The following is a 25,626-nucleotide window of genomic DNA, read 5'->3' as shown; positions in this document are numbered from 1 at the left end:
GTATCTGCACAACAAGAACAAAAGTTGGAGATACCCATGACGAAAATGATGCGTGCTGCCCGTATGTATGAATGCGGCAAACCCATGGAGCTTGAGAACATTCCGGTTCCATCCATTCGTCCCACGGAGGTCCTGGTTCGAGTCAAGGCCTGTGGAATCGTGCCCAACCTGCACAACATCCTGACCAACTGGACTACCTGGTTTCCTCATCTACCGCTGCCAAAACTGCCTGCCATATTCGGGCTTGATCCCGCGGGTGTAGTCGAGCAGGTTGGTGAGCAGGTTTTCGATTTCAAGCCAGGTGACCGCGTTTACGTCAATCCGGCCCGCCACTGCGGCTCCTGCCGCGCCTGCCGATCTGGCAACACCACCGGATGCAGCGCTTATACCTTCAATGGTTACTTCGGCTTCACACCCCGCAGCCCCCAAATGTTCGAGCACTATCCCTACGGCGGGCTGTGCGAGTACATGCCAGCTCCCCAGTACAGCCTGGTTAAGATCCCGGACAGCATGAACTTCGAGACTGCAGCTCGGCTGGGCTACCTTGGCACGGCTTATCGCGCGCTGAAAAAGGCCAATGTTGGCCCGGGGAGCACTGTCCTTATCAACGGCATCAGCGGGACGTTGGGGCTGGGTGCGGTTGCGCTGGCATTGGCCATGGGGGCACGCAAGATCCTTGGTACAGCACGCAACGAGGCGTTGTTCCAAAAGGTTAAGGATCTGGCTGCACCCGGCCGTATCGAGATCCACACCCTGGGCACCGGCTCCATCGCGCAGTGGGCGGAAAAAGTCACTCACGGGGAAGGCGTTGATGTTGTCATCGATGCTCTCGGCCCTGGCGCTACGTACGAACCGCTGGTTGATGCACTGCGGGCCCTGCATCGCTCCGGCCATCTGGTCAACATCGGTGCCGTAGCCGGAGATGTTCCCCTCGATCTGCACTGGATCATGGACAATGACATCAATGTCTGCGGTTCGGCATGGTTCACCACCGGACAAGGTCAGGAGATGGCCGATATGGTCGAGGCAGGCGTACTGAACTTGTCGTTCTTCGAGCACACAGTGTTCCCGCTCGAGCAGGTCAACCAGGCGATCAGTGGCATTGAGAACCGACACGGCGGTTTCAGCAACTACGTCATCGCGCCCTGAGCAAGCGCCGGGCAGGGGCTTACTCTGCCCGGCACTTCGATCTACCTGACCTGAGTGGTGTCGAGCATGCAAGTAAGAAGAGTTGTGACTGGGCATGATGAATCGGGGCGTTCGGTCTTCCTTTCTGATGGTCCGGCTCCCCGGCACAAGGATTTCCAGGACCTACCAGGTCACGGTGTGGCACAAATTTGGTGTTCTGGCGCCGGGAGTGAGGAGAACGGTGATCCGACCCTACTCTACGGATCGCTCATTCCTGGTCCAGGCGCTACGTCGTTGCTGATGGTCAATTTCCCGCCGGACACTGTTATGGCGACACCTATCGATCCTGGCCGTGCGCTGGGCGAGCTGATCGATGCTCTGCCCGGACTGTTCGAATGCTTCGAGCCTGACCAGCCGGGTATGCACCGGACCCCCACGATCGACTACGGCATTTTGCTGGAAGGCGAGCTCTGGCTGGAACTCGATGACGGCCAGGAGAAACTGCTGCGTGCTGGTGATGTGATCATCCAGAACGCAACGCGGCATGCCTGGCGCAACCGCTCGCAAGCTGTCGCCAAGGCCGCCTTTTTCATGGTGGGTTGTTCCACCACCTGATCCATCAGGGCCTTGTTACCTCCGCCTTCGGGCGGGGTGGACGGGTTAGTTCAGAGAAGTGCAATGACTGAAGTTGTGATTGTTGCCGCTGTCCGCACGCCCATCGGACGGTTCGGCGGAATGCTGTCCCAAGTTCCAGCCACCGAACTGGGAGCAGTGGTTTTACGTGCCCTATTGGACCGCACTAGGGTGCCAGCGAAGGATGTCGATGAGGTCATCATGGGGCAGGTCCTGACAGCAGCTGCCGGGCAGAATCCCGCTCGCCAGAGCTCAGTAGCTGCCGGGCTGCCGTTCACAGTTCCGGCGTTCACTCTCAACAAGGTATGTGGCTCTGGACTCAAGGCAGTTCATCTGGCCGTCCAGGCTATTCGCAGCGGAGATGCCGAAATTGTCTTGGCTGGCGGGCAAGAGAATATGAGCGCCACTCCCTATCTGCTGGAGCGTGCACGGCAGGGGCTGCGCATGGGGCATGCCGAGCTACTGGACAGCATGATCCATGACGGATTGTGGGACGCCTTCAATGACTATCACATGGGCATGACCGCGGAGAACCTGGCCGAACAGTATGGGATCACTCGTGAGCAGCAAGACACCTATGCGCTGTCGTCCCATCGGCGAGCAGTTAACGCGAGGCTTGCTGGCCGGTTTGAAGCAGAGGTTGTTCCGGTGACCGTGGTGGGACACAAAGGTGGAGCCCAAACGCTCGTAGAAGATGAGCCGTCGACTGCGGAACCTACCCTGGAAGGTTTAAGCAGGCTCCGGCCGGCCTTTCACCGGGATGGTTCGGTAACGGCAGGAAACGCGTCGTCGTTGAATGATGGTGCTGCAGCAGTCATGGTCATGAGTGCTCACCGAGCCCGAACTTATGGTCTACCTGTATTGGCGACGGTTAGAGCATTTGCAAGCGTTGGCGTCGAGCCTTCGGTGATGGGGATAGGACCGGTATTCGCAACCGACCTCTGCCTGCAAAAGGCGGGGTGGAGCCTGGATCAGCTCGATCTCATCGAAGCCAACGAAGCATTTGCAGTTCAGACCCTGGCGGTAGGCCGGGAGTTGGGTTGGGACACTGGCAAGGTCAACGTCAATGGCGGGGCCATCGCTCTGGGCCATCCGCTTGGCGCCTCAGGTTGCCGCATCCTGGTGTCGCTGTTGCACGAAATGGGCAGGCGCGATGCACGGTGTGGACTCGCCACGCTATGCATCGGTGGCGGGCAGGGCGTTGCCCTTGCCTTGGAACGTGGCTGAGGGGAAATCTGGATGAGAACAGTCCAACTTGTGGGGCTTTCAGGAAGCTTGAGAGCCAACTCAGCTCACGACGTGATCCTTCGCACGATCTCCGAGGAGCTTTTGCCGGTGGATACCCGGTTGATCGTGCACTGCCTCCACGAGATTCCCCTGTACAACGAGGATCTGGACGGCGAAGGCGCTAAGGCTCCTGAGCCGGTCCGGCGGTTCCGGCAAGTTGTCCTCGAAGCGGATGGCCTAGTGATCGGGTCTCCGGAGTACAACCATGGCATGTCGGGCGTGATGAAAAACGCGCTTGATTGGCTGTCTCGCCCACACGGCAAGTCGGTACTCAAGGGCAAGCCCGTTCTGACCTTCACCGCCTCTCCCGCATTTACTGGCGGAGTCCGCGCCCAACAACAACTCAACGAAACGCTCTGGGCTATGCCCATGGAGTTGGTTCGCTATCCCCAGATAGTGATTGGTGGCGTGAACTCGAAGATCGCTCAGGGACGGCTTGTGGATGACGCCGTGCGGCAGTTTTTGGAAAAGGGGCTGCTGGAGCTTCGAGCAATGATCCCGCGCTTCTAGACAGCAAGTGCTACCGAGCTTTAGCTGACCCGTACACCTGAGGTGAATAGATATGGACAAGCCATCGACCGTTCGAGGCCTGGAAGACTTGGGCCGCGAGCGGTTGTCGAAGAGCTTCTTCATGCGTGACTTCCTTTACTCGGAAATCAGCCAGATAGAGGGCATCCCCAACATCCCGGATTTCCCTGAAAGGGCGATCCAGGCGGGGCGAAAGCTGTGTGAAGAGCTACTCGAGCCGTTGCAGGATCGTTTCGGCCGAATTGCCATCCGGTCGGCATACCGCGCTCCTGCCGTAAATGCCAAGGGGGCAGAGAATAATCGGCAGTACAGCTGTGCTGACAACGAGCGGAACTTCGCTTCTCATATCTGGGATTACCCCGACACTGAGGGCTACCTTGGCGCAACGGCCTGCATTGTTGTCCCTGCCTTGCTACCGTGGTACGAGCGGTATGGTGACTGGACCCCATTGGCTTGGTGGATTCATGACCACCTCCCCTACACCAGCCAGTTCTGGTTTCCTCGTTTGGCGGCTTTTAATCTGCGCTGGAGCGCAAATCCAAACACCCGGCAAAGCATTGGAACCAACGTGGTGAATCCGCAAACTGGAGGCACTGATGCGCTGGTGACTGACGGTGTTGCATCGCTATCGCGTGACGAGAGATGCGCGCTAGTTGATCGCTGGATATCGAGCTTAAGCGGAAGTTAACTCTCGTGCGCGATGCAGTTTTCTCGAACGAAGTGATGTGCCAGGGTGCCCGATTTTGGTCGCTTTCAGCCTTTTGGAAGCGGCCGCTATGGGTCGATCTCGGCAGCTATTGGTCGATCTCTGCCTGTCGCGTTGCTGCCATCAGCGGTCATCAACGATGTAATTGGCTAGTCAGATGGGGGATGCAATGTTGCAATGCGAAATCGACCTATCCATGCGGCTTTCTTGAAGCCAGATCGACCACCTTGCGGTCGTTCATCTTAGCCTCGAGCACACGGTTCTCCTCCAACAGCACCTCATTGATGGACGCGAGATTGGCGACCTTGGCCCGCAGTTCCTCGATCTCCTGACGGTAGGCTGCGGACTTCTTGCGCTCGGCAAGCAAGTCTTGGTGCTTCACATCGCGCATGGCGCGACTGGAGCGCCCCTGAGCCTCGCGGATAGCCTCGGCAATTCGTGGGTAGTAGTTGTGAATCAGCGCCTTCGATACGCCCGCCTCGCGGGCTACCGCGGCGATGGTAACCTTGGTTTCCCCGGTGCGGGCGCGGCCCTTCTGGATACGGAGGAGGGCGAGCTTCAGATCCTTCTCCCGATCCTCGGCCGGTTTGTAGTTGGCTGCCTTTTCCTTGCGCTTCATGCGATCAGAATCTCCGGGTCGATGCCCAACTGGGCCAATACGTCACGGTAGCGCCTCAGGTCACGCTCCACGCGCTGGCGGCCGCCCTCGCCAATGTCCGGGCAATCCAGCACCTCTTTCAGATCACCGTAGAGTTGCTTATAGATGGCCGCGTGGCGGAGCCCGATCACGGCATTGCTGCAATTGTTCCCGCAGCGGCTGGGCTCAAGGGTATTACCGACGCAGCCGCCATCGTCCGCTGTACACCAGGCATGGCCGTTGCTGCGTATCGCAGTGCTATCGGCAATGGACTTCAGCATCGAGGCGCGATCCTTGAAGATCAGCAGGTTCTGCGGCTCCCGTTGCCAATGCTTGAGGGCGCGGCCATAGCCTCCGGCCAGGGGGGCGTCACCCAGCCAGTTATCGACGACGCCGAGCTTGATATCGTCCAACTCGTCCTGAATATCGTCGAACAACTCAAGGTCCAGGTGCTGCCCCCAACTGTCGTCCATGGCGTAGCCCAAAGTCATGTCCAGCGACCAGTGCGCGAAATGCTCCTTGAGGTAGCGCAGGTCACCGAAGCGGCTGTGCGCGGCGTAGTTGGCGAACTTGCGGCGGAACTGGTGGCTGGCGAGGTCCCAGCTCAGCCCGCAAGTCTTGGCGAATGCCTTAAGTTTTTCGTTCCAAGTAGAGGTAGAAAGCGTGCGTACCTCATTGCCCTCTGTCGCATTAACGCCGAGAAAGAGCGCGTGGCGGTGCTTCTGAGCCTCGACGATCTGCGGATCATTCGGGGTGGCGCGGCGGCGCTGCACGATCTCGGCGGCGATCATGGCCTGGTAGGGCGCGGCCCAACGTTCCATCAGGCGGAGGGTACGCACGGCAGCCTCGGGGATCATCCAGTCATGGATGCCAGTATCGGTCTTCTCCGACCGTGAGCGCATCCAGTGGTAGATGGTGCCCTCATCGTCCTGGGTGCGGTGGTGCGCTCCCGACTGCACGTTGGCCAGTTCGTGGTTGCGACAGCCGGAGGTGCTGGCCAGGACGATGTAGCAGGCCGTGCGCAGGTCGATCAGTGCTTTGTTGAATACCCTCAGACCGCCTATCCAACCAAGGATCTCCAGGTGGCGGTTCTTGGCCGCAGTGATAGCCTCCCGACTCTGCCCCATTCGCTGTTCCTTTCGCTGAGCCGCGAGGGCATCCAGCGCATCGCGTAGGTCAAGCAGTTGCTGGCCGCGTTCAACCTGCTGGTAGGCCTGCTCGAACAAGGTGCAGAACACATCATCGGGGATCAGCGGCGTCTTGCTGCCCTCGACTCCGTGTCCGGTGAGTCCTGCCATCGCCCTCGCGGAAGTCTGGGGCCAAGGATGCTGTGGCATCGGCTCGTCGGTGTACTGGCTCAGTTCATGGAGCGCTTCGACGGCGCTGAAACGGCTTTGCAGCGCGCGCGGTGACAGCGGCTTGCCCTTGGACCGGTTGGTCTGCCGGTGCGCCTTGCAGGCTTCCACATAGGTCTTGCAGACCAGGGGTGTCACCGCGCCCAGTTGGTCGATCTTGAGCGCCTCTAGGTGGCGCAGGAATAGCCTTGCATCACAGAAATTCTTTTGCAGCATGGCGCCTTTAGGCCGAACCGCCCCGCGACGCCCACGCCGTAGATAGCGGTACAGCATCGCCTTCATCACCGCCCGAAACGCCGGCGGGACGGTGCTGAAGTCCAGCCATTTCCTGCTGGCCTGCGCGTTGCTAGTGAAACCGTCGAGGTGCCAAATGTTGTCGCCGTAGCGGCTGCGGATGACCCACTGCCCATCGACCTGAGTAGCGCTGATGATCAGGGCGTCGCGTTCGGGCTCGGGGAGCCCGCGCGCATCACTTGGCTGGGCGGCAAGGGGTGAGGGTAGCGTCGCCAGGGTGTTGTCATTCATGCAATGACCTCCAGACTGTCGATCAAATCAACCGACCAGAACGGGTGCGGCTGTGTGCGGGCGCGCTCACGGGCGGCTTCCACGGCTGCGGTCTTGAAGGTGCCGCGTCGCAGCCCCTCGGCAACGATGTAGTGGTCGATCAAGCGGGGGATGTGGGCGTACTCCCGTGCCCAGCGCCGCTTGTCCATGCGCGAGCGCTCGGCCAGCACACGGAAGTAGAAGCTGAACAGCTTGTACAGATCCTCGGCGGTTACCGCGTAGTGCTTGCAGCGCAGGCAGTTCATGAAGTTCATGCAAGTCACGCCCTCGCGCTTCGGGGCGTACTGGCCATAAATCTGGTCGGCGCAGTGGCCCATAGGTGTGTCCGTATAAGTCGCACCGATGGTTCGAGTCAGCAGTTCCTGCACCAGTACCTCGCCCATGAACTGCCAGTTGCGACGGGCATCCTTGCCGGGCGCCAGGTAGTGTTGGTCGGCCACCTGCAGGGTATTGCCGAGGGCCGCGGCGGTGGTCGCCAAATCGCCGTCGGTCAACTCGAAGATGCGGTTGGCAAACGTCTTACGCAAGCGCGAGATATTGATGCGCAGTGGCTCTCCGTCGCTGTCGATCAGACCATGCTTGGCTACGAGGAGGTTTGTCGCCCGAGCCAACATTTCTGCGCTCAAAACCGTGACTTGACCGACACTCTTGCCGTTGCGACTGCGGTACAGCCATACGCGGCCCTTGAGGTCATCCGGGGCCTCCGCATCCAGGGGCTCGGTCAATGTCATCACGCGGCGGATCAGGCGCTCCACGTTGGTTCGCACGCTCGGCGTGGACTCTAGAAGGCGCTCGGCGTCTGACTCTGCTCGTAGCGCCACCTTGCTGGTGTTGTAGCCGCGCCGCTTCCATAGCACCAGGAAAACGGTGTTGTCCTTGGGGTGCGGGCGCAGGCAGTCGCGGCCCATTTCCAGCAGTGGCGTGGTATTGCGTCCGGTGTGCAACGCCACGATCAGCAAGGCCAAGCCCAGCAGTTCACTGGTCACAGGCGCGCCGTCGGCCCAAATCGGCTTGATCTCCTGTCGCAGCGCCACGGTGAACGCCTGCCGCTCGCGGTTGGACAGCGCCGTTTCACCTCTGGCCTTACGGTTGCTGTTCGGGAAGGGGTTGCAGGGGAAGGTGGCCGCATCTCCGGAGGCGACCAAGGGGATCAGACCGCGCCGCCCTAAGGCGAGCAGGACGGGCTTGGTCTGCGAGTAGAAGGACTTCTGAGTGGTAGTCTCCACGCCCCGCCCAGCCAGATGGCCGAGATAGCCGTCGATTAGGTCCCGGTTCACATCGGCCAGGGCCAAGTCACGGCCAAAAGCCGTCGCCCGCAACACACAGTACTCGAGAAAATAGCGCAGCCCACTATTGCAGTAGCTAACCACGGTGCCGGCCGCGAGAATGCCCTCCTGGCCGGCGAGGAAGCGTTCGATCTGGCGCTGGCAGGCGTAGGTGATGGGGTCGACACCGGCGCCGTACCAGCGGGCAAAGTCGAAGCGACGGGCGCTAGAGGTGTTCCGCCCGAACTCGACCGTGGTGTTCGTCGGAGGGATGGCCTCGGGCAGAATGACCACATTGCCTGCGGTGTCGAGTGAGTGCTCGATTTGCGGGACGCTGAGGTCGGTCTTGGCAAAGACCTTGCGCTTGCCCATCAGGCCGCCTCCGCCAATGCGTTCAACTCGTCGTCATAGGCCAGCACCGCCTGGTCTGCCATTTCGTTGACCAAATGCAGGTACACCATCGTCGTCTGAATCGAGCTGTGGCCGAGTTGCCGCTGAACGTATACCAAAGGCTCCAACCCGCTCTCAGGAGTGCGCTGAAGGCTGACCAGGGTATGGGTGGCATAGGTATGCCGGAGCATGTGCGTATGGACCTTGATTCCAGCCCGCTTGCCGGCCTCGCTGATGATCCGATTGAGGCTCTTGCCGTCCTCGCTATAGGGTTCCCCGAACTGGTTGAGGAACAGCGCCCTTTGTGGGGTCTTGCTCAGCGAGGCACGCTCGCCGCGAACCTTGGTCACATAGCGGTAGAGTTCGGCCATGAACTTGCGGCTGACGTGAATCTTTCGCGGCTTGCTGCCCTTGGTCGCCATGCCGCTGCCGTCGGACGGATCGAGGTGAATGCGGAGATTCCGCTCGGTTTTTCCCCCCTTGTCTGGGTCGAAGACATAGGTCAGTGGGAAGGTGGCGATTTCCTCGCGGCGCAGACCCGTCTGCAGCGCCAGGCGCATCATCATCCGATGATGGGGGTTCTCCACTGCGGCTAGGAGCGCCTTGACCTCGGCCATGCTCAAGAACTTGGGCAGGGCCTTGGGGCGATGCGGCATCGCATCGTTCACCATGGCCTTACCACCACTGGCATCGAGATGCGCTAGGAAACCTGTTTGGCGCCTCACGGTGCGTTCTTCGTAGGTGAAGGGCAGGCGCTTCACCCACCCCTGCTTTAGCGCGAATTCGTAGAACTCGCAGATGTAATGCAGGCGCTGGTAAGTGGTGTTCGGTGCCAGTTCGCATGAGTCCAGGCAGTAGCCCCGATAGGCCGCCACAAGGGACTTGGCCTCGCCCCGATCAACGTCGCGCCAATCCAGATCATGGGCCTGGAGGAAGCTGAAGAAGTCGTACAGAGCGCGTCCTGTGCTGGGCCAAGATCGCTTGGAGCCAATCCTGCCACGCAATATGTAGTCACGAATGAACAGGTTGGCCGGGACGCAGCTTTCCATCGAGTCCCAAAGCAGAATCGGGAACCCTGAATAGGGTTGCCCAGCAATCACAAAATCTTTAGTAGCCCATACAAGCTCCATCTGCCGTCCCCTGCGCTGACCAGACACTTAATCCCTTTGCCTGCTTTCGCAGAGTTAGGGCCATTAGATCGACCCTCAAGCACCATCTCAGGACAAAGGGCTCGTCAGGGACGATTCCTTAATAGAACGGGAATCTAACCTTTGCAAGGTGCCAGATCATAGGGCATTCCTGAGGGTTTGCAGGTGGGCGACCTGGCGGGTGAAGTCGGCGGCGGTAAGCCGTTGCTTAGGCAGCGGCCGCATGGCCTGGCTGATGGCGCTGGGCGGCAGACGGGTCAGGCGGCCCAGCACCTGCCACTGCTCGGCCACGGGGAGCCGTTCGAATCCGGGGTGACGATGACGGGCGCGGCGCTGGATATCACGTTGCAGACCTTGCAGCAGGCTGGACTGGCCACTGCGACGGAGCAGGAAGTCGGCGCTTCCGCGCAGGTGTTCTTGCAGTTGCCGGCGCGCGCGGCTGGCTGGCGCCTGTAGCGGCCCCTGGCGTTGGCCAACGTGCCAAAGCAGCAGGACGACGAACAGGGCGAGGGCCACCAGGGCTTCGGGGAAGTTCTGTCCGAGCAGGGTGACCAGGCTGTCGCGTTCGGCGCGGTAGAGCAGGGTGACGGTGCTGTCCTGGGTCAGATACCAGAGCAGCCAGGCGTTGTCGTACTCGTCGATATCGCGGTTCTGCCAGATCCAGCCGTCGGTAAGCACGGTGACCAGACCGTCGCCGTGGTCCAGCTGCAGCATGTGCGTGGCCTTGGCGCTGTTGGCCCAGGCATGGGCGCGGTTCTGGCTGTCGTAGAGATGGAATTCAGGGTCGAAGCCGGCGTAGGCCGGTGCCTGTTCATTTTCCAGATAGAGCTTGGTCAGCTCGGGGAACGGATCTCCCTCTGCGAGCTCCTGGTCGTCCTGGGGAGAGACAGAGGCCGCAGCCTGTTCCTCGGTGCGGTTGTCCTCAGGCGCCTCGGGCTCAGTGCTTTTGTCTTCGTCGAGCTCCTTGGCTTCGAATTGCTGGATGCCCAGTCGATCCGCCAGCAGGTCGCCGCTCTTGCCGTCGCTTTCGTCATAGATGCGCTCGGCGATGAACAGTAGGTGTCCGCCCTTGCTCGCCCACTCCAGCAGGCGGTCGGCCTGGCGTGGCGTCATGCGTGAGCGGCTGCCGAGCAGCAACAGGCTGTGGCCGGCACTGGGCAGATTGTCGAGTACTTCCAGGCCGTTCGCCCGCACTACTTGCAGGCCCTGCTTGCGCAGGAAGTGCTCGGCGGCGAGGTACGGATTGCCCAGTACTTCCGGCGCGGGGCCATGTTCGACGATGTCCTGATAGGGCTGCAGACGCCCACCAAGATGGATCGCCAGCAGGCCCAGTAAAAGGAACAGGCCGGCGCAGATCAGGAAGCGCAGGCGCGGTTTCATGTTGCGGCTCCGGCGTTGAACAGGCGACGCCAGCCATCGCAGAGGCCTTGGCGCAATTCGCTTGCGGGCAGGCGGTGGCCGTAGGCGAGGTTCTGCCAGTGCCCGGTGAGGACCTGGCTGAAACCTTCCAGCTCGGTGTTGTCCAGGCGACGCACCAGTTGCAGCACTTCACCTTCGGTATGGGATTGCTTGAGCGGCAGGCGGAAGTCGTGCAGCAAGCGGCTCAGCAGGGCGCGATAGAGCAAACCGAGGGCTTCGCGGGGTTGGCTGGACCAGAGGCGCTCGGCCTCCGCAGCGACATCGTCCGGAAGGCTTTCCGGCGCCAGCTCCAGACCGAACAGCACTGAAGGCGCTACGCGTGTGCGGTGCTGGGGCAGTCCCAGTCGTCCGGCGAAGGTGCTGAGCCAGTCGCGATAGCGCCAGAGCAGCAGGGCCAGAAGGCTGATCAGCGCACCCCAGAGCAGTACCTTGATGACCAGGGCAAGTGTGTCCAGGCTCTTGGCGTACTCGGCCAGCTTGAACAGGCTGCGGATGAACTCGGCCCAGCCTTCGACGTCTTCGGGCTTCAGTTCCTTGTCGGCGGCCTCCTCGCCCAGACGCCAGCGAGTGACGGTTTCCCGGTTCTGGAAGGGCGGATTGTCCAGCAGGGCGCCAATGTCTTCCTTCGCGGCCTTGCCGGTCAGCGACTGGTGGGTGAGGCGTTCGGCATCGGGGCCATCGAGGAAGGCCTGGGGTGCAAGGCACAGGGCCGGCGCGTCATCTGCCATGGCCGGTTGCGGCAGCTGGCTTAGCAGCAATCCCAGGCCCAGCAGAAGCGCGTAAGCGGTACCGGTCAGGCGCTGGCGCATGCGGCGGAACTGCAATTCGATGTCCCAGCCTTCCAGGGACGTTCGACGGTTCAGGTACAGGGTGAAACCGCAGGCGACGTAGACCGGTCCCCAGATCACCAGTACCAAGGCATAGAGGCTGTTGGACAGGTGCTCCAGCCAGAGCCACTCGCCCGAGGCCATTTCCAGAAGCTTCTGCCAGTCCCAGTCGATCACCACCTGCTGGGGCAGCATCAGGTAGAGCAGTGTGATGAAGCCGAACCAGAGGGCGGATTCCAGATGCACGCCGATCACCGTCAGCCAAGTGGCACCGCCCGCGTTGCGTTGCCCCAGGACCACCAGGCGCTGGCTGCGTGCCTGCCCGGAAAGTCCTTCCAGTTGCAGCACCGGCAGATCGAAACTTCGGGTGGTGCTGAGGCGCCGCCAGGTCAGGCTGGCGAGCAACTGCGGCTTGAGCAGTCGCGGGTATGCGCGCAGGGCCTGCCTGAGGGTCGGCGTGTCGCCAAACAGGGCGCGGGAGAGAATGTACAGCGGCAGCCGTTCATAGGCGGGCTTCAGCAGCCAGAAAAGGAAGACCGCCAGGCCCGGATACTTCCAGCAAACCAGCGTGAGGAGGCCGAACACCGGCAGGGTCACCAGTGCCCAACTGGCCATCAGCAGGCCGGCATGGCGACGCGCCAGCAGTACGCCGAGGTCCATGGCCTCCCAGGCGCTACGCGGACGGATAGTGACGCTGGCGTCAGTCAGGCGCATGAGTCCTCCTGCCCACCAGCCCGAAATAGAGCGCGACCAGCAGCCAGAGGCAGGCGCCAACCCAGTATTTCACCTGGGGCGTGACCAGGGTCATGGAGGACCAATAGGCTTCGATGAAAGCAGCGATCACCAGCAGCAGTATCACTCCGGCTACCAGCTGTACGCTGCGTGCACCGGCCAGGCGCAGCGCTTCGCCGCGGGGCAGACGGCCTGGCGCGAGCAGGGCCCAGCCCAGTTGCAGGCCGGCGGCACCGGCGAAGGCGATGGCGGTGAGTTCGAACGCACCGTGACCGATGACGAAGGACCAGAAGGTTTCGCCGAAGCCGATCTGAGTCAGGTGCCCGGCCACCGCACCTATGTGGAGGCCGTTGAACAAAAGGAAGAACAGGCTACCGACGCCGAAGAGCAGGCCGCCTGCGTAAGTCTGAAAGGCGATGCCGATGTTGTTCATGATGTAGTGGCCGAACATCATCCAGTCGTCCCCGGAGTCTCGTTCGCTCATGGGGCCGATGCGTCGGGCGTCAGGGTCGTACATGGACTCCATCGACGACACCTGCTCCGGATCCAGCACGCTGTAGACCAGATCCGGCCAGTTGTGCACCAGCAGGCCCATCAACAGCAGGCTGCCATAGAACAGCAGGCAGGCGGCAGCGATGCTGCGCCACTGGCTGCGCACCAGGCGCGGGAATCCGCCCAGCAGGAAGCCCAGCAGGCGCGCGCCGAGGTGGCTGCGATGGCGGTAGAACTGCTGGTGGCCGCGCATGGCCAGTCGGTGCAGGTGCTCCACCAGGTGGCTGCTATAACCGCGCTCCTGGGCCAGCGCCAGCTGTTGGCAGACCTGCCTGTAGTCGGCGGAGAAGCTTTCGCAGGCGCGAGCATCGGCCTTGCCACGTTCGAGGCGATCGAGCAGATCGGCGAAGGCTTTCCAGCCAGCCTGATGCTGGCGTTCGAAGAGATTCTGTTTCATGGCGTGCTCGATCCCAGCAGACCACGGGCGATGCCGTTGATGCGGGCTTGGGCCTGTTGCGGCATCACGTTCAGCGGCGCGGCGAGGATGCCGGCGAGTTCAGCGCGGCGGGCCGGTGACAAGTCGGCCTGGCGTTCGGCGAATCCCAGCAGGGCGCGCTGGTCGGCGAGGGTCAGGTCGAATGGTGCGCGCTCAGGCTCGGCATCTGGTAGTTCGGGACGCTGGGTCTTCTCGTCGCGATAGACCACCAGGCTGCCGGCGGCGATATCACCCAGGCGCTTGAACGTTGGATGCAGGAGGCAGCTGAGGGCGCCCAGGGTATAGGCGAAGGGCAGCAGATCGACGAAGCGCAACAGGTTTCGCACCAGGGAGGCGGACCAGCCAATGGGAGTACCGTCGTCATGCACGACACGCAGCCCCATTATCTGCTTGCCGGGCGAGCGGCCCTGATTGAGTACTTCGAACAGCACCATGTACCACCAGTTGAGCAGGAACATGAGGATCAGGCCGAGGCCGAAACCGAGTTGTCCGAGCAGGGCCAGGGCAATGAACAGCACCAGCATGATGGCGCCACGAATGGCCAGGTCGATGGCATAGGCAAGAGCGCGTGGCAACAGGCCGGCCGGACGCAGAATCAGGTCGATGCCTTCCGGTGTTTCCACCTGGTAGCGGGTGTCCAGCGGTTGGGCCTGGGAGTCGGCAGGTTGGGGACTGGCTCGGTTTGCGGGCATCGGCTGGGCGCCAAGGGGAAAGCCAGATGCTAGCGAGCGGCCGGTATCCAGGCAACCTGGCCGAGAAGACTCAGCCCGCATGCTGTGAAAGATTTGGAGTTTTCGACGGAGCGCATGGCACGCAGGTGCGTGCGCGAAGTGCGAGAGGCACGGGCATGGGGCAGTCCTTGGCGGGGGGCGATCGTCCAGTGGCGGCGATTCTAGGCACGCCGGAAACCGCCCAGCAAGTCGTTGGATGGCGAAGTTTCACCGCCCGTTCAGCGCCTTTGCCATACACGTCCCGGTGATAGACTGCCCAGCTCACGAACAAGGGGGACGCCGTGACTTCCAGCATTTTCTGGCACGACTACGAAACCACCGGCATCAACCCGCGGTGCGACCGGCCACTGCAGGTAGCCGGAATTCGGACTGACGAGGCGCTCAACGAGATCGGCGAGCCGATCAACCTCTACTGCAAGCCCAGCGATGACATCCTGCCCCATCCGGCCGCTTGCCTGGTCACCGGCATCCTGCCCGCTACCCTGGCGGCGAAAGGGTTGGGCGAAGCCGAGTTCATGCATCGGGTACATGCCGAATTGGCCCTGCCAGGAACCTGCGGCGCCGGCTACAACACCCTGCGCTTCGATGATGAAGTCACCCGCTACAGCCTCTATCGCAACTTCTATGATCCTTACGCTCGCGAGTGGCAGGGCGGTAACAGCCGCTGGGATCTGATCGACCTGGTACGTACTGCCTATGCACTGCGTCCAGAGGGCATCGAGTGGCCGCAACAGGACGGTCGCGTCAGCCTGCGGCTGGAGCTGCTCACTGCGGCCAACGGCATCGACCATGGTCAGGCCCACGATGCACTTTCCGACGTCCGCGCGACCATTGCCCTGGCACGCCTCCTGCGCGAGCGCCAGCCGAAGCTGTTCGACTATCTCTACCAGCTGCGCAGCAAGCACAAGGTCCAGGAGCAGGTGCGGCTGCTGCAACCTCTGGTGCACATCTCCGGGCGCTTCTCCGGTGAGCGACATTACCTGGCAGTGGTGCTACCCCTTGCCTGGCATCCGCGCAACCGCAACGCGCTGATCGTGTTGGACCTGCAGTCGGAGCCGGGCCCGCTGCTCGAACTGGATGCGGAAGTGCTGCGCCAGCGCCTCTATACCCGACGCGATGACCTGGCTGAAGGCGAACTGCCGGTGCCACTGAAATTGCTGCATATCAATCGTTGTCCGGTAGTCGCTCCCCTAGCGGTGCTGCGCGAAGCTGATCGGCAGCGCCTGGGCGTTGATCTGGAACTCTGCCAACGTCGTGCCGCGTTGCTCACCGAGCAGGCTGTCATCTGGCAAGAGAAGTTGCCGGTTATTTATGCGGAAGAGGAATTCTCTTCGCCGGATGATCCGGAGCAGCAATTGTATGACGGATTCCTCGGTGACCGTGATCGTCGCCTGTGTGAACAAGTGCGGCTCGCCGATCCGCAACGTTTGTCTCGCGAGAATTGGCCGTTCGATGACCCGCGCCTGCCTGAGTTGCTGTTCCGTTACCGTGCAAGAAACTTCCCTGAAACTTTGTCGGAATCCGACCGCTCACGATGGGAGGCGTTTTGCAGGAATCGGCTGAATAGCCCGGAATTCGGGGCGCCTAATACCATGGAGAGTTTTTTCAAGGCGCTGGATGAGTTCCAGCTCAAAGCTGATCCGGCACAACAGGTGGTGTTGCTGGAGTGGCGTCGATATGCCACGGAACTGCGGCATCGCTATCAGTTGTGAAAACGCCCCGGGTACTTCCGGGGTTTACCCGCGCCAATAAAAAACGCCAGCAGATGCTGGCGTTCTTTATTGCTGAAGGCTTAGCCCAGGATGGTGGCCCAGCTTTCAACGGTGTCAGCGCCCCACTTGGCTTTCCACTCTTTCAGAGTCTTGTGGTTGCCGCCTTTGGTTTCGATGACTTCACCGGTGTTCGGGTTTTTGTACTGCTTGACCTTGCGGGCGCGCTTGCTGCCGGTGGCAGAAGCTTTCGCGGCGCGCGGGGCCTTGGTGGAGCGGGCATCGGGATCGAGCAGGGCAATGATGTCGCGCAGGGACTTCTGATATTCGCCCATCAGAGTGCGCAGTTTGCCTTCGAACTCAAGTTCTTTTTTCAGCTTGTCGTCCTGGGACAGGTTCTTCAGGCGCTCCTGGAGCTCCTTGATGGCTTCTTCCGTTGCCCGGTATTCGTTGATCAGCGACATGTCGGCGTCCCTTGTTGGAATCGTACGTTGACTTGCGATTGCGAAGTGTCATCAATAATAGACAGCGATTATCTGCAAGTAAATAAGCAGGAAAACTTTTGTACGCATTGTCGGCGACTTCTTCTTTCATACTAGTCCGCCGGTCGCTCAAGTGCGTAATTGCGCTTCGTACACTCGCTATATCGATGTCCGCTTACGCCCCTTAGTTGTGCGTCGCGCTTTTTTTACGATGGCCGGCAATCCGCTGTAACCCACGTGGTTACTGAAGTTTTTGCGCGTAGTGGCTAGAATGGCCGCCTTTGTGAAGTCTCTGGAGTGTTCCCAAATGCGCACATTTCGTCTGGTGATTGCCTGTCCGGACGGCGTCGGCATCGTAGCCAAGGTCAGTAACTTCCTGGCTACCTACAACGGCTGGATTACCGAGGCCAGCCATCATTCGGATAATCAGAGCGGCTGGTTCTTCATGCGCCATGAAATCCGTGCCGATTCCCTGCCTTTCGATCTGGATGGTTTCCGCCAGGCGTTCGCGCCCATAGCCCGTGAGTTCGCCATGGACTGGCGGGTGACCGACTCCGAAGTGAAGAAGCGCGTCGTGCTGATGGCCAGTCGCGAGTCCCACTGCCTGGCCGACTTGCTGCACCGCTGGCACAGCGGTGAGCTGGATTGCGAGATACCCTGCGTGATCGCCAACCACGATGACCTGCGCAGCATGGTGGAGTGGCACGGCATTCCTTATTTCCACGTACCGGTGGATGCGAAGAACAAGCAGCCGGCCTTCGATGAGGTTTCGCGCCTGGTGGAGGAGCACAATGCCGATACCGTCGTGCTTGCCCGCTACATGCAGATTCTCCCGCCGGAACTCTGCCAGCGTTATGCCCATCAGGTGATCAACATTCACCACAGCTTCCTGCCGTCCTTCGTGGGGGCCAAGCCTTACCACCAGGCTTCACTGCGTGGTGTGAAGCTGATCGGCGCCACGTGCCACTACGTCACTGAAGAGCTGGATGCCGGCCCGATCATCGAACAGGACGTGGTGCGAGTGACCCATCGCGACAGCGTTGAAGACATGGTTCGCTTCGGCAAGGACGTGGAGAAGATGGTGCTGTCCCGTGGACTACGCTATCACCTTGAAGACCGGGTACTGGTGCACGACAACAAGACCGTCGTGTTCAACTGACGACCTTGGCGGGCATCCGCTCCGGTCAACCGGAACAGGAGCCCGCCCATGCTCAAATCCATAAAGGTGCGCGACTACATGACCCGCCACCTGGTGACCTTCAGGCCCGACACCGATCTTCTCCTCGCCATCGAGCGGCTACTGGAGCATCGGGTATCTGGTGCGCCCGTGGTGGACTCGCAGGGCCACCTTATTGGCATGCTCTCGGAGGGCGATTGCCTGCGCGGCATACTTTCCGGCGCGTATTACGAAGCGGCGATTGGCAATGTCGGCGGATATATGTCCACCCAAGTGGAGAGCGTTTCGCCCGAAGCCGACATCATTGATGTCTGCCAGCGCTTCCTGCGCGACAAGCGACGGCGTTTTCCAGTAGTCGAGGAGGGGGTTCTGGTCGGCCAGATCAGTCGCCGCGATGTGCTGCGCGCGGTGAAGGGCTTTGCTCAGCATGACCCTGAACAACCACCGGAAGTCTGAGGATCGCTGCCATGGCTGACCCACGTGACCGAGCAACCTCCAGTCCGCCGCCTACGCTCGGCGAAGGCTGCGTGCGGCGTTATGACCCCCGATGAGCTGAGCGAGGAAAACGGCACCGAGTTCCCAGGGGCCGCCGAGTTGTGGCGAAAGACGCAGGAAGAGGAAGAAGAAGCGAAGAAGGCGCCATAGGGCGCCTTCTTCGTTTGGGGCGTTAATCGCCCTCTCTCCGAAGAGGAGAGAGTTGGGGTCAGATCCGGAAGCTGCCCACCAGTTGTTGCAGACGCGCAGCCTGCTGGTCGAGGTCGGCACAGGCGCGCAGGGTGGCCTGGAGGTTTTCCACGCCTTCCTGGTTGAGGGTGTTGATCTCGGTGATGTCCATGTTCAGCGAGTCGACCACGGCGGTCTGTTCCTCGGTGGCGGTGGCCACCGACTGGTTCATGCCGTCGATCTCGCCGATGCGATGGGTCACGCTGCCCAGGCGCTCGCCGGCCTGGTTGGCGATTTCCACGCTCTGCTCGCTGTAGCGCTGGCTCTCGGTCATGGTGGTGACCGCTTCGCGGGCGCCGACCTGCAGTTCCTCGATCATCTGCTGGATTTCCTGCGCCGACTCCTGGGTGCGATGCGCCAGGTTGCGCACTTCATCGGCCACCACGGCGAAACCACGGCCGGCTTCCCCGGCGCGGGCGGCCTCGATGGCGGCGTTGAGTGCCAGCAGGTTGGTCTGTTCGGAAATGCCTTTGATCACTTCGAGGATTTGGCCGATGTTCACCGTCTTGCTGTTCAGCGTCTCGATGTTGCCGCAGGAGGCGCGGATCTTCCCGGACAGTTCGTTCATCGCGGAAATGGTGCGCTCCACCACCTGACGGCCATCCTCGGCGAGGGTGCGTGCGGAGGACGCCTGGTGCGAGGCATCGGCGGCGTTGCGGGCGATTTCCTGGGCGGCGGCGCCCAGTTCATTGATCGCCGCGGCGACGCTGTTGGTGCGGTTGGCCTGCTCGTCGGAGTTGCTCATGGACGAGTTGGAGGCGTTGAGCACGAGCTTGGCCACCTGGTTCACCTGATTGGTGGCCGAGGACACTTCGCGGATGGAGCCGTGGATACGCTCGACGAAGCGGTTGAAAGCACTGGCCAGTTCGCCGAACTCATCCTGGGTATGGATCGCCAGGCGGCGAGTCAGGTCGCCTTCACCCTGGGCGATGTCCTGCATGGCGCGACCCATGATGTGCAAGGGCTGCATCAGCACACGGATCAGCATGCCGAGCAGGATCATGATGATCACCACTGCGATCACGGTGGCAATGATGGCCGATGCACGGAACTCGCTGAGCATGCTGTAGGCCTTGTCTTTGTCCACCGAGACACCGATGTACCAGTTAACAGAAGGCAGGCCCTTTACCGGGGCGAAAGTGAGGATGCGGGTGCTGCCATCCAGTTCGACTTCGCTGAAACCGGTGCTGATGGCAGGCGTGTTCTGCGGATAGATGTCCCGCAGGCTTTTCATCACCATGTCCTTGTTCGGATGCACCAGGATCTTGCCGTCGGAACTAACCAGGAAGGCGTAGCCCATGCCGTCGAAGTCCAGCGCGTTGATGATCTGCACCAGCGTCTGCAGGCTCAGGTCGCCACCGGCTACGCCGAGGGACTGGACCGGTGTGGCAATGGTCATGATCAGCTGGCCGGTGGCTGCGTCCACATAGGGTTCGGTGAGGGTGGTGCCGCCAGCGCTCTTGGCGCCCTGGTACCAGGGACGGGTGCGCGGGTCGTAGCCCTCAGGCATTGCGCTGTCCGGGCGCATGGTGAATTGCCCGTCCTGGGTACCGAAATAGGTGAACGCAAATGTCGAGCTCAGTGCCCGCTGTTGCAGCAACGCAGGTACGGCCTCAGGTGAAGAGTTGGCAGCCAGGGATTCGGCCACGCTTTCCACCAGCAGAATCCGGCCCGATAGCCAGTTCTGGATATTGCTGGCGGTGACATCGCCCATTTCCTGCAGGTAGTTTTCCAAATCGTCTCGGAGCGCATTCCTTTGCAAGTAATCGTTGTACAGGGTGAACAGCGAGAAGGCTGCAATGACCACCAGCGAGGCGGCGAGCAGAATCTTGTGGCTGAACCTGAGGTTTTTGATCATGTTTGCTTGCGTCCGGTTGGGTCAGGCACCAGTCTTTATGGCACGCGAGTGCTGAAAAACTGAGTAGAAACGTCGGTTTATATATCGGCGGGAATCAATGAAAGCTTTAACCGAGGAAGGCGAAATGCCCGATCAAAGTTCCCTGGTTCTCGGCGCTGGCCCACAGGGCAATGCCGTATCCCAGGCCATGAAACTGGCCAATCGCCACGGGCTGATCGCTGGCGCCACTGGCACCGGCAAGACCGTGACCCTCCAGCATCTGGCCGAAGTCTTCAGCGATGCCGGTGTGGCGGTGTTCGCGGCGGATATCAAAGGTGATCTGTGCGGTCTTGGCGCAATGGGCAACCCCCAGGGCAAGGTGGCCGAGCGCATCGCCTCCATGCCCTGGCTGGGCCACCGGCCCCAGGCCTACCCGGTAACGCTCTGGGACGTTGCCGGGCAGTCCGGCCATCCGCTGCGTACCACGCTCAGCGAGATGGGGCCGCTGCTGCTGGGTAACCTGCTGGAACTGACCGACAGCCAGCAGGCCGCGCTCTATGCAGCCTTCCAGGTGGCTGATCGTGAGGGTCTGCTGCTGCTCGACCTGAAGGATCTGAAAGCCCTGCTCAACCACCTCAAGGATCACCCGGAGCTGCTGGGAGAGGACCGCGCCCTGTTCGCGGGTTCCTCTGCCCAGGCACTCCTGCGGCGCCTGGCCACCCTGGAACAGCAGGGCGCCGAGGCACTGTTCGGGGAGCCGGCACTGCAACTGGAGGACATCCTCCAGCCGGATCGAGACGGCCGTGGGCGCATCCATCTGCTGGATGCCAGTCGTCTCGTCCATGAGGCTCCCAAGGTGTACGCCACTTTCCTGCTCTGGCTGCTGGCCGAACTTTTCGAGCAACTGCCCGAGCGTGGCGATGCCGACAAACCGGTGCTGGCGCTGTTCTTCGATGAAGCGCATCTGCTCTTCACAGGTACCCCGAAGGCCCTCCAGGAGCGCCTGGAGCAAGTGGTGAGACTGATTCGTTCCAAGGGCGTTGGCGTGTACTTCGTCACCCAATCCCCCAGCGATCTGCCGGATGATGTGCTGGCGCAGCTCGGCTTGCGCATCCAGCATGGCCTGCGCGCTTTCACCGCCAAGGAACAGAAGTCGCTACGCGCAGTGGCCGATGGTTTCCGCCCCAACCCGGCGTTCGACGCGTTGGCTGTGCTCACTGAACTGGGTATCGGCGAGGCCCTGGTGGGCACCCTGGAAGAAAAGGGCACGCCGGCCATGGTCCAGCGCGTAGCCATCGCTCCGCCGCAGTCGCGAATCGGTCCGTTGAATGACAGCGAACGCGCCGCACTGGTGCGGAGTTCGCCCCAGGCCGGTCGTTACGATAAGCCGATCGATCGCGAGTCCGCCTATGAAATGCTCACCGCCCGCGCAGCCCAGGCGCCCGTCGAAGAGCCGGAGCAGACGGGCGGCAAGGCTTCGGCCAGCCAGCCTGGCGTGGGAGACCTCGCCGGTGAGCTGCTGGGTTCCTTCGCCAGCCAGGCGATGAAGACGGCGGTGCGCCAGGCGGCCAATCAGCTCGGCCGGCAACTGGTGCGCGGCCTGATGGGATCGTTGCTGGGTAGTAGCAAGCGCCGTTGAAGGGAACTCATTGTGGGAGCGAATTTACTCGCGAATGAATTCGCTCCCGTAGTTGAAGAATCAGGAACGAAAAAGGGCGCCACAAGGCGCCCGTTTTTCATGCTCGTCCGAATCAGACGATGAAGGTGATGGCCAGCCAGAAGAGGGCGGCGGACAACACGATCGTAGTCGGCAGGGTGAGTACCCAGGCCATCAGGATGTTGCGCACGGTACCGCCTTGCAGGCCGCTCTTGTTGGCGACCATGGTGCCGGCGACTCCGGACGACAGCACGTGGGTGGTGGACACCGGCAGGCTGTAGACGTTGGCCAGGCCGATGGCGCAGGCAGCGGTGATCTGCGCGCTCATGCCCTGTGCGTAGGTCATGCCGTGCTTGCCGATCTTTTCACCGACGGTGCGCACCACACGCTTCCAGCCCACCATGGTGCCGATGCCGAGCGCCAGGGCCACGGCCAGGATCACCCAGAACGGCGCGTACTCGGTGGTGGCGGTCAGGTCCTTGCGCAGCTTCTCCAGGTCGGCCTTTTCACGGGCCGGCAGCTCGGAAAGCTTGCCCACTTTCTTCGCGGTGTCGTCCAGGCAGAGCAGGTAGCGGCGTACTTCCACGCGGGTTTCGTCGCTCAGGTCCCGGTAGTTGGCAACGCCGTTAAGCTTGTCCAGCAGGGCGGCGATGGTCGGCTCGGTCTGCTTCGGATCGCAGCGATAGAGCTGCGGCATCTCGCTGCCATTGCTCTTGCCCAGGGCCAGCATTTCACCAAGGGTGTTGGTATGACGCTGGTAGAACTGGCTCAGGTGGGTTGCTGCGTCGCGGGTACGCTCGATCTGGTAGGTGGTGCTGTTCAGGTCCAGGACGAACTTGGCCGGCACGATACCGATCAGCACCAGCATGATCAGGCCAACACCTTTCTGGCCGTCGTTGGAACCGTGCACGAAGCTCACAGCCATTGCGGAAAGCACCAGTACCAGGCGGTTCCAGAAGGGCGGGTGCTTCTTCTCGTCAAGTTCCTTACGGGTTTCCGGCGTCTTGTGCATCTTCGACAGCGGATACAGCCATTTCAGGCTGAGCAGTACCAGGGCGGCGACCAGGAAGCCCGCTGCCGGCGAGAAGATCAGCGACAGGCCGATGTCGATGGCCTTGCCCCAGTTCACGCCTTCGGCCAGCGGCACATCGGTGAGCACCGCGTTGGCCAGACCGACACCGAGGATCGAACCGATCAGGGTGTGGGAGCTGGAGGCCGGAATACCGAAGTACCAAGTGCCCAGGTTCCAGGCGATGGCCGCGGTGAGCAGGCTGAACACCATGGCCAGGCCATGGCCGGTATTGACGTTGATCAGCAGTTCCACAGGCAGCAGGTGGACGATGGCATAGGCCACGCCGACGCCGCCCAGCAACACACCGAGGAAGTTGAAGACTCCCGAGAGGAACACCGCCCGGTAGGGCGACATGGCCTTGGTGTAGATGACAGTGGCCACCGCGTTGGCGGTGTCATGGAAACCGTTGATGAACTCGAAGGTCAGGACGAATGCCAGGGCGAGACAGAGGCTCAGCACCAGCCAGGCATCTAGCCCGCTGAAGAGATCGAACATGAAAGTTGTGTGACTGGCTCATGAAGGGGCCGCGATTATGCCAGAAAACCGGTCGTCGCCCAGACCCGGGCGTCGAGCGGTCCCTGGTATCCCTGGCAGAAGTTGTCGCAAATCAATACGAAAGTTCCCTCGGCTGGCCGGGTGCGACAATTTGTCAGGGTTCCTCTCTGAGCTCTTTCTCGATCTTCTCCAACTCTTTTTCGAAGCTCTTGTCGAGCAGGCTGGGCTTCTTGCGCCAGGGCTTGCGTTCGGGGTCCCTTTGCGCGGCATAGGTGGTTACTTCGCCGCCGTATACATCCTTGTAACGTTGCGCCTGGCGCTCGAGTTCGGCGCGCAGTTCGTCTTTCGTCACGTGGTTAATCCGTTTCTCTGATTAATGGTCTTCAGCTGCAGCGGGCGATCTAGAGGCGTCTGCCTCCTAAGCGTCGGTCACCCGATAGAGACCGTCGTAGCGGTCTTCTTGTAGGACAATGTTCGGTTCTCGCAACTACTGGGGACTTACCTACGCACTACGGAAAGACCCTGCGAATGTTCTGGGAATAGAAGTCGATTTCTGTAAAGGCCCAGACGGAACATTCCCGAGTATAACAAGCAAACGGGAAAGCTCCATTATTGGAGTTCCCGTTCGAGTGAGAGATATCTGCGTTTGCGGAATCAGGAGTTGCCTAGTAGAGACCTGATTATCCTGCCGAGAGTTTCCATTGCCTGTTCACTGGAATTGCTCCAGGGATGGCCATAGTTGAGGCGGGCGCAATGGCCGAAACGCCGTGTTGCCGAAAAAATCGGCCCCGGCGCGATGCTGATGCCCTGCGCCAGGGCGAGCTGGAACAGGCGCAGTGAATCCACCTGTTCGGGGAATTCCAGCCAGAGGAAGTAGCCACCTTCCGGGCGGCTGACGCGGGTCTCCTCGGGGAAGTGCCGTGCCACCGCCGCAAGCATCGCATTGCGCTGGCTTTCCAGGGCATAGCGCAACTTGCGCAGGTGGCGGTCATAGCCGCCATGTTGCAGGTAGTCGGCGATGGCGGCCTGGGCCGGCACCGAGGCGGAGATGCTGGTCATCAGCTTCAGTCGCTCGATCTGTCCGGCGAAGCGTCCGCCTGACACCCAGCCCACCCGGTAGCCGGGAGCCAGGCTCTTGGAGAAGGAACTGCAATGCATCACCAGGCCTTCGCTGTCGAAGGCTTTGACCGGCTTGGGTGCGTGCTGGCCGAAGTACAGCTCGGCGTAGACGTCGTCTTCGATCATCGGTACCTGATGTTTGGCCAGCAGGGCCGCCAGTTGGCGCTTTTTGTCTTCGGAAAGACTTGCCCCCAGAGGGTTCTGGAAGTTGCTCATGAACCAGCAGGCCTTGATCGGCAGCCGCTCCAGGCTGTCTTCCAGCACTTGCAGGTCGATGCCATCGCGTGGGTGGACGGGGATTTCCACTGCTTTCAGCTTCAGCCGTTCGAGCACCTGGAGGCTCGCATAGAAGGCCGGTGCCTCGATGGCGACGAGATCGCCTGGACGCGCCACCACCTGCAGGCAGAGGTTCAGCGCTTCCAGTGCGCCATTGCAGATCACCAACTCCTCGATGGGCAACGGCAGGCCGCCGACCATGTAGCGCAAGGCGATCTGCCGACGCAGGGCATGGTTGCCCGGCGTCATGTCGGACACCGTCGAGCGCGGGTCCATCTCCCGCACCGCGTGAGCCATGGAGCGGGCCAGGCGTTGCAGGGGGAACAGTTCCGGGCTGGGGAAGGCCGAGCCGAAAGGCACGGTGTCCGGGTCTTTGATGGAGCTGAGTACCGAGAACACCAGTTCGCTGACGTCCACCTCGGTGGTCGCGGCTTCCCTCGGCCCGGGCTGGGGCTCCGGAAGCGGGCGGCGCACGTGCTCGCAGACAAAGTAACCGGAGCGTGCACGGGCCATGATCAGCCCGCGACTCTCCAGTAAGTAATAGGCCTGGAACACGGTGGAAGCGCTCACACCGTAGGTGCGGCTGGCGTGGCGCACCGAGGGCACTTTCTGTCCCGGGGCAAGCACCCCGGTGCGGATCAGTTCGGCGATCTCGTCGGCGAATTTCTCGTAGCGCTTCATCTTTTCCTGGTTGGGCAGCGGCCAGTTGGTGCCCAACTCTAAGCGCTCGGCGCGTGCGCC

Annotated in this window: 22 protein-coding genes; 9 read left to right on the top strand and 13 right to left on the bottom strand. The window is 61.5% G+C overall.

Features of this window, described 5'->3' with window-relative positions:
• Positions 1 to 36 precede the first annotated feature (36 nt).
• The 5 genes from D6Z43_RS13655 (at position 37) to D6Z43_RS13635 (ending at position 4,264) form a co-directional block, all read left to right on the top strand.
• Positions 37 to 1,149: an alcohol dehydrogenase catalytic domain-containing protein gene (locus D6Z43_RS13655; RefSeq protein WP_120652720.1), complete on the top strand. Its 1,113-nt coding sequence runs from the start codon at positions 37 to 39 to the stop codon at positions 1,147 to 1,149.
• Positions 1,150 to 1,455: 306 nt separating this feature from the next.
• The gene (locus D6Z43_RS28365) at positions 1,456 to 1,743 is read left to right on the top strand and encodes a cupin domain-containing protein (RefSeq protein ID WP_120652719.1); all 288 of its coding nucleotides are present in this window, start codon (positions 1,456 to 1,458) and stop codon (positions 1,741 to 1,743) included.
• Between the two features lie 63 nt (positions 1,744 to 1,806).
• Positions 1,807 to 2,988: an acetyl-CoA C-acetyltransferase gene (locus D6Z43_RS13645; RefSeq protein WP_120652718.1), complete on the top strand. Its 1,182-nt coding sequence runs from the start codon at positions 1,807 to 1,809 to the stop codon at positions 2,986 to 2,988.
• A gap of 12 nt (positions 2,989 to 3,000) precedes the next feature.
• Positions 3,001 to 3,558, top strand: a complete 558-nt coding sequence (locus D6Z43_RS13640; protein WP_120652717.1) for an NADPH-dependent FMN reductase — start codon at positions 3,001 to 3,003, stop codon at positions 3,556 to 3,558.
• Between the two features lie 52 nt (positions 3,559 to 3,610).
• Entirely contained in the window at positions 3,611 to 4,264 is a 654-nt protein-coding gene (locus tag D6Z43_RS13635; protein WP_120652716.1) for a peptidase M15, read from the top strand.
• Between the two features lie 208 nt (positions 4,265 to 4,472).
• Here D6Z43_RS13635 and D6Z43_RS13630 read toward each other — a convergent pair whose 3' ends face one another.
• From D6Z43_RS13630 to D6Z43_RS13595, 8 genes are all read right to left on the bottom strand, one after another.
• Positions 4,473 to 4,901 (bottom strand): DUF6262 family protein, encoded by a 429-nt coding sequence (locus D6Z43_RS13630; RefSeq protein WP_120652715.1) that lies wholly within the window; start codon positions 4,899 to 4,901, stop codon positions 4,473 to 4,475.
• Positions 4,898 to 6,799, bottom strand: a complete 1,902-nt coding sequence (locus D6Z43_RS13625; RefSeq protein WP_120652714.1) for an integrase — start codon at positions 6,797 to 6,799, stop codon at positions 4,898 to 4,900. The genes D6Z43_RS13630 and D6Z43_RS13625 overlap by 4 nt, the downstream gene beginning before the upstream one ends.
• The gene (locus D6Z43_RS13620) at positions 6,796 to 8,475 is read right to left on the bottom strand and encodes a hypothetical protein (protein WP_120652713.1); all 1,680 of its coding nucleotides are present in this window, start codon (positions 8,473 to 8,475) and stop codon (positions 6,796 to 6,798) included. Before D6Z43_RS13620 ends, D6Z43_RS13625 begins: the two co-directional genes overlap by 4 nt.
• Positions 8,475 to 9,623: a site-specific integrase gene (locus tag D6Z43_RS13615; protein ID WP_120652712.1), complete on the bottom strand. Its 1,149-nt coding sequence runs from the start codon at positions 9,621 to 9,623 to the stop codon at positions 8,475 to 8,477. The genes D6Z43_RS13620 and D6Z43_RS13615 overlap by 1 nt, the downstream gene beginning before the upstream one ends.
• A gap of 156 nt (positions 9,624 to 9,779) precedes the next feature.
• Positions 9,780 to 11,021 (bottom strand): DUF4350 domain-containing protein, encoded by a 1,242-nt coding sequence (locus tag D6Z43_RS13610; protein ID WP_120652711.1) that lies wholly within the window; start codon positions 11,019 to 11,021, stop codon positions 9,780 to 9,782.
• Complete coding sequence (locus tag D6Z43_RS13605) at positions 11,018 to 12,601, bottom strand: DUF4129 domain-containing protein (protein ID WP_120652710.1); 1,584 nt, start codon at positions 12,599 to 12,601, stop codon at positions 11,018 to 11,020. The genes D6Z43_RS13610 and D6Z43_RS13605 overlap by 4 nt, the downstream gene beginning before the upstream one ends.
• Positions 12,588 to 13,568, bottom strand: coding sequence for a stage II sporulation protein M (locus tag D6Z43_RS13600; RefSeq protein WP_120655262.1), 981 nt, complete (start codon positions 13,566 to 13,568; stop codon positions 12,588 to 12,590). Before D6Z43_RS13600 ends, D6Z43_RS13605 begins: the two co-directional genes overlap by 14 nt.
• Positions 13,565 to 14,299: an RDD family protein gene (locus D6Z43_RS13595; protein ID WP_120652709.1), complete on the bottom strand. Its 735-nt coding sequence runs from the start codon at positions 14,297 to 14,299 to the stop codon at positions 13,565 to 13,567. Before D6Z43_RS13595 ends, D6Z43_RS13600 begins: the two co-directional genes overlap by 4 nt.
• Positions 14,300 to 14,619: 320 nt before the next feature.
• On the opposite strand from D6Z43_RS13595, the gene sbcB reads away from it, so the two are divergent.
• Positions 14,620 to 16,050: an exodeoxyribonuclease I gene (sbcB, locus tag D6Z43_RS13590; protein ID WP_120652708.1), complete on the top strand. Its 1,431-nt coding sequence runs from the start codon at positions 14,620 to 14,622 to the stop codon at positions 16,048 to 16,050.
• Between the two features lie 80 nt (positions 16,051 to 16,130).
• Here sbcB and mvaT read toward each other — a convergent pair whose 3' ends face one another.
• Positions 16,131 to 16,511, bottom strand: a complete 381-nt coding sequence (mvaT, locus tag D6Z43_RS13585; protein ID WP_120652707.1) for a histone-like nucleoid-structuring protein MvaT — start codon at positions 16,509 to 16,511, stop codon at positions 16,131 to 16,133.
• Between the two features lie 325 nt (positions 16,512 to 16,836).
• On the opposite strand from mvaT, the gene purU reads away from it, so the two are divergent.
• Together purU and D6Z43_RS13575 are read left to right on the top strand one after the other, a co-directional pair.
• Complete coding sequence (gene purU / locus D6Z43_RS13580; RefSeq protein ID WP_120652706.1) at positions 16,837 to 17,688, top strand: formyltetrahydrofolate deformylase; 852 nt, start codon at positions 16,837 to 16,839, stop codon at positions 17,686 to 17,688.
• A 48-nt stretch (positions 17,689 to 17,736) separates the two neighbouring features.
• The gene (locus D6Z43_RS13575; protein WP_120652705.1) at positions 17,737 to 18,162 is read left to right on the top strand and encodes a CBS domain-containing protein; all 426 of its coding nucleotides are present in this window, start codon (positions 17,737 to 17,739) and stop codon (positions 18,160 to 18,162) included.
• Between the two features lie 247 nt (positions 18,163 to 18,409).
• On the opposite strand, the gene D6Z43_RS13570 is transcribed toward D6Z43_RS13575, so the two are convergent.
• The gene (locus tag D6Z43_RS13570) at positions 18,410 to 20,287 is read right to left on the bottom strand and encodes a methyl-accepting chemotaxis protein (protein ID WP_120652704.1); all 1,878 of its coding nucleotides are present in this window, start codon (positions 20,285 to 20,287) and stop codon (positions 18,410 to 18,412) included.
• A 124-nt stretch (positions 20,288 to 20,411) separates the two neighbouring features.
• Between D6Z43_RS13570 and D6Z43_RS13565 the strand changes: the two genes are divergently transcribed.
• Positions 20,412 to 21,905 (top strand): helicase HerA-like domain-containing protein, encoded by a 1,494-nt coding sequence (locus D6Z43_RS13565; protein ID WP_120652703.1) that lies wholly within the window; start codon positions 20,412 to 20,414, stop codon positions 21,903 to 21,905.
• Between the two features lie 112 nt (positions 21,906 to 22,017).
• On the opposite strand, the gene D6Z43_RS13560 is transcribed toward D6Z43_RS13565, so the two are convergent.
• The 3 genes from D6Z43_RS13560 to mapR all read right to left on the bottom strand — a co-directional run bounded on the left by D6Z43_RS13560 (position 22,018) and on the right by mapR (position 25,566).
• Positions 22,018 to 23,490, bottom strand: coding sequence for an inorganic phosphate transporter (locus D6Z43_RS13560; protein ID WP_120652702.1), 1,473 nt, complete (start codon positions 23,488 to 23,490; stop codon positions 22,018 to 22,020).
• A 154-nt stretch (positions 23,491 to 23,644) separates the two neighbouring features.
• On the bottom strand, positions 23,645 to 23,842 hold the full coding sequence (locus D6Z43_RS13555) for a hypothetical protein (RefSeq protein WP_028628576.1): 198 nt from the start codon (positions 23,840 to 23,842) through the stop codon (positions 23,645 to 23,647).
• Positions 23,843 to 24,144: 302 nt separating this feature from the next.
• Entirely contained in the window at positions 24,145 to 25,566 is a 1,422-nt protein-coding gene (gene mapR / locus D6Z43_RS13550) for a GntR family transcriptional regulator MpaR (RefSeq protein ID WP_120655261.1), read from the bottom strand.
• Positions 25,567 to 25,626: the final 60 nt, after the last annotated feature.

This window comes from Pseudomonas sp. DY-1, assembly GCF_003626975.1.
Classification (GTDB): domain Bacteria; phylum Pseudomonadota; class Gammaproteobacteria; order Pseudomonadales; family Pseudomonadaceae; genus Metapseudomonas.
This window is presented reverse-complemented; position numbering and strand designations above follow the sequence as displayed.

What these genes read in the sequence shown, in the direction of transcription:
- D6Z43_RS13655 (WP_120652720.1), top strand. Translation starts at nt 37, where the DNA reads ATGACGAAAATGATGCGTGCTGCCCGTATGTATGAATGCGGCAAACCC.
- D6Z43_RS28365 (WP_120652719.1), top strand. Translation starts at nt 1,456, where the DNA reads ATGGCGACACCTATCGATCCTGGCCGTGCGCTGGGCGAGCTGATCGAT.
- D6Z43_RS13645 (WP_120652718.1), top strand. Translation starts at nt 1,807, where the DNA reads ATGACTGAAGTTGTGATTGTTGCCGCTGTCCGCACGCCCATCGGACGG.
- D6Z43_RS13640 (WP_120652717.1), top strand. Translation starts at nt 3,001, where the DNA reads ATGAGAACAGTCCAACTTGTGGGGCTTTCAGGAAGCTTGAGAGCCAAC.
- D6Z43_RS13635 (WP_120652716.1), top strand. Translation starts at nt 3,611, where the DNA reads ATGGACAAGCCATCGACCGTTCGAGGCCTGGAAGACTTGGGCCGCGAG.
- D6Z43_RS13630 (WP_120652715.1), bottom strand. Translation starts at nt 4,901, where the DNA reads ATGAAGCGCAAGGAAAAGGCAGCCAACTACAAACCGGCCGAGGATCGG.
- D6Z43_RS13625 (WP_120652714.1), bottom strand. Translation starts at nt 6,799, where the DNA reads ATGAATGACAACACCCTGGCGACGCTACCCTCACCCCTTGCCGCCCAG.
- D6Z43_RS13620 (WP_120652713.1), bottom strand. Translation starts at nt 8,475, where the DNA reads ATGGGCAAGCGCAAGGTCTTTGCCAAGACCGACCTCAGCGTCCCGCAA.
- D6Z43_RS13615 (WP_120652712.1), bottom strand. Translation starts at nt 9,623, where the DNA reads ATGGAGCTTGTATGGGCTACTAAAGATTTTGTGATTGCTGGGCAACCC.
- D6Z43_RS13610 (WP_120652711.1), bottom strand. Translation starts at nt 11,021, where the DNA reads ATGAAACCGCGCCTGCGCTTCCTGATCTGCGCCGGCCTGTTCCTTTTA.
- D6Z43_RS13605 (WP_120652710.1), bottom strand. Translation starts at nt 12,601, where the DNA reads ATGCGCCTGACTGACGCCAGCGTCACTATCCGTCCGCGTAGCGCCTGG.
- D6Z43_RS13600 (WP_120655262.1), bottom strand. Translation starts at nt 13,568, where the DNA reads ATGAAACAGAATCTCTTCGAACGCCAGCATCAGGCTGGCTGGAAAGCC.
- D6Z43_RS13595 (WP_120652709.1), bottom strand. Translation starts at nt 14,299, where the DNA reads ATGCCCGCAAACCGAGCCAGTCCCCAACCTGCCGACTCCCAGGCCCAA.
- mvaT (WP_120652707.1), bottom strand. Translation starts at nt 16,511, where the DNA reads ATGTCGCTGATCAACGAATACCGGGCAACGGAAGAAGCCATCAAGGAG.
- purU (WP_120652706.1), top strand. Translation starts at nt 16,837, where the DNA reads ATGCGCACATTTCGTCTGGTGATTGCCTGTCCGGACGGCGTCGGCATC.
- D6Z43_RS13575 (WP_120652705.1), top strand. Translation starts at nt 17,737, where the DNA reads ATGCTCAAATCCATAAAGGTGCGCGACTACATGACCCGCCACCTGGTG.
- D6Z43_RS13570 (WP_120652704.1), bottom strand. Translation starts at nt 20,287, where the DNA reads ATGATCAAAAACCTCAGGTTCAGCCACAAGATTCTGCTCGCCGCCTCG.
- D6Z43_RS13565 (WP_120652703.1), top strand. Translation starts at nt 20,412, where the DNA reads ATGCCCGATCAAAGTTCCCTGGTTCTCGGCGCTGGCCCACAGGGCAAT.
- D6Z43_RS13560 (WP_120652702.1), bottom strand. Translation starts at nt 23,490, where the DNA reads ATGTTCGATCTCTTCAGCGGGCTAGATGCCTGGCTGGTGCTGAGCCTC.
- mapR (WP_120655261.1), bottom strand. Translation starts at nt 25,566, where the DNA reads ATGAAGCGCTACGAGAAATTCGCCGACGAGATCGCCGAACTGATCCGC.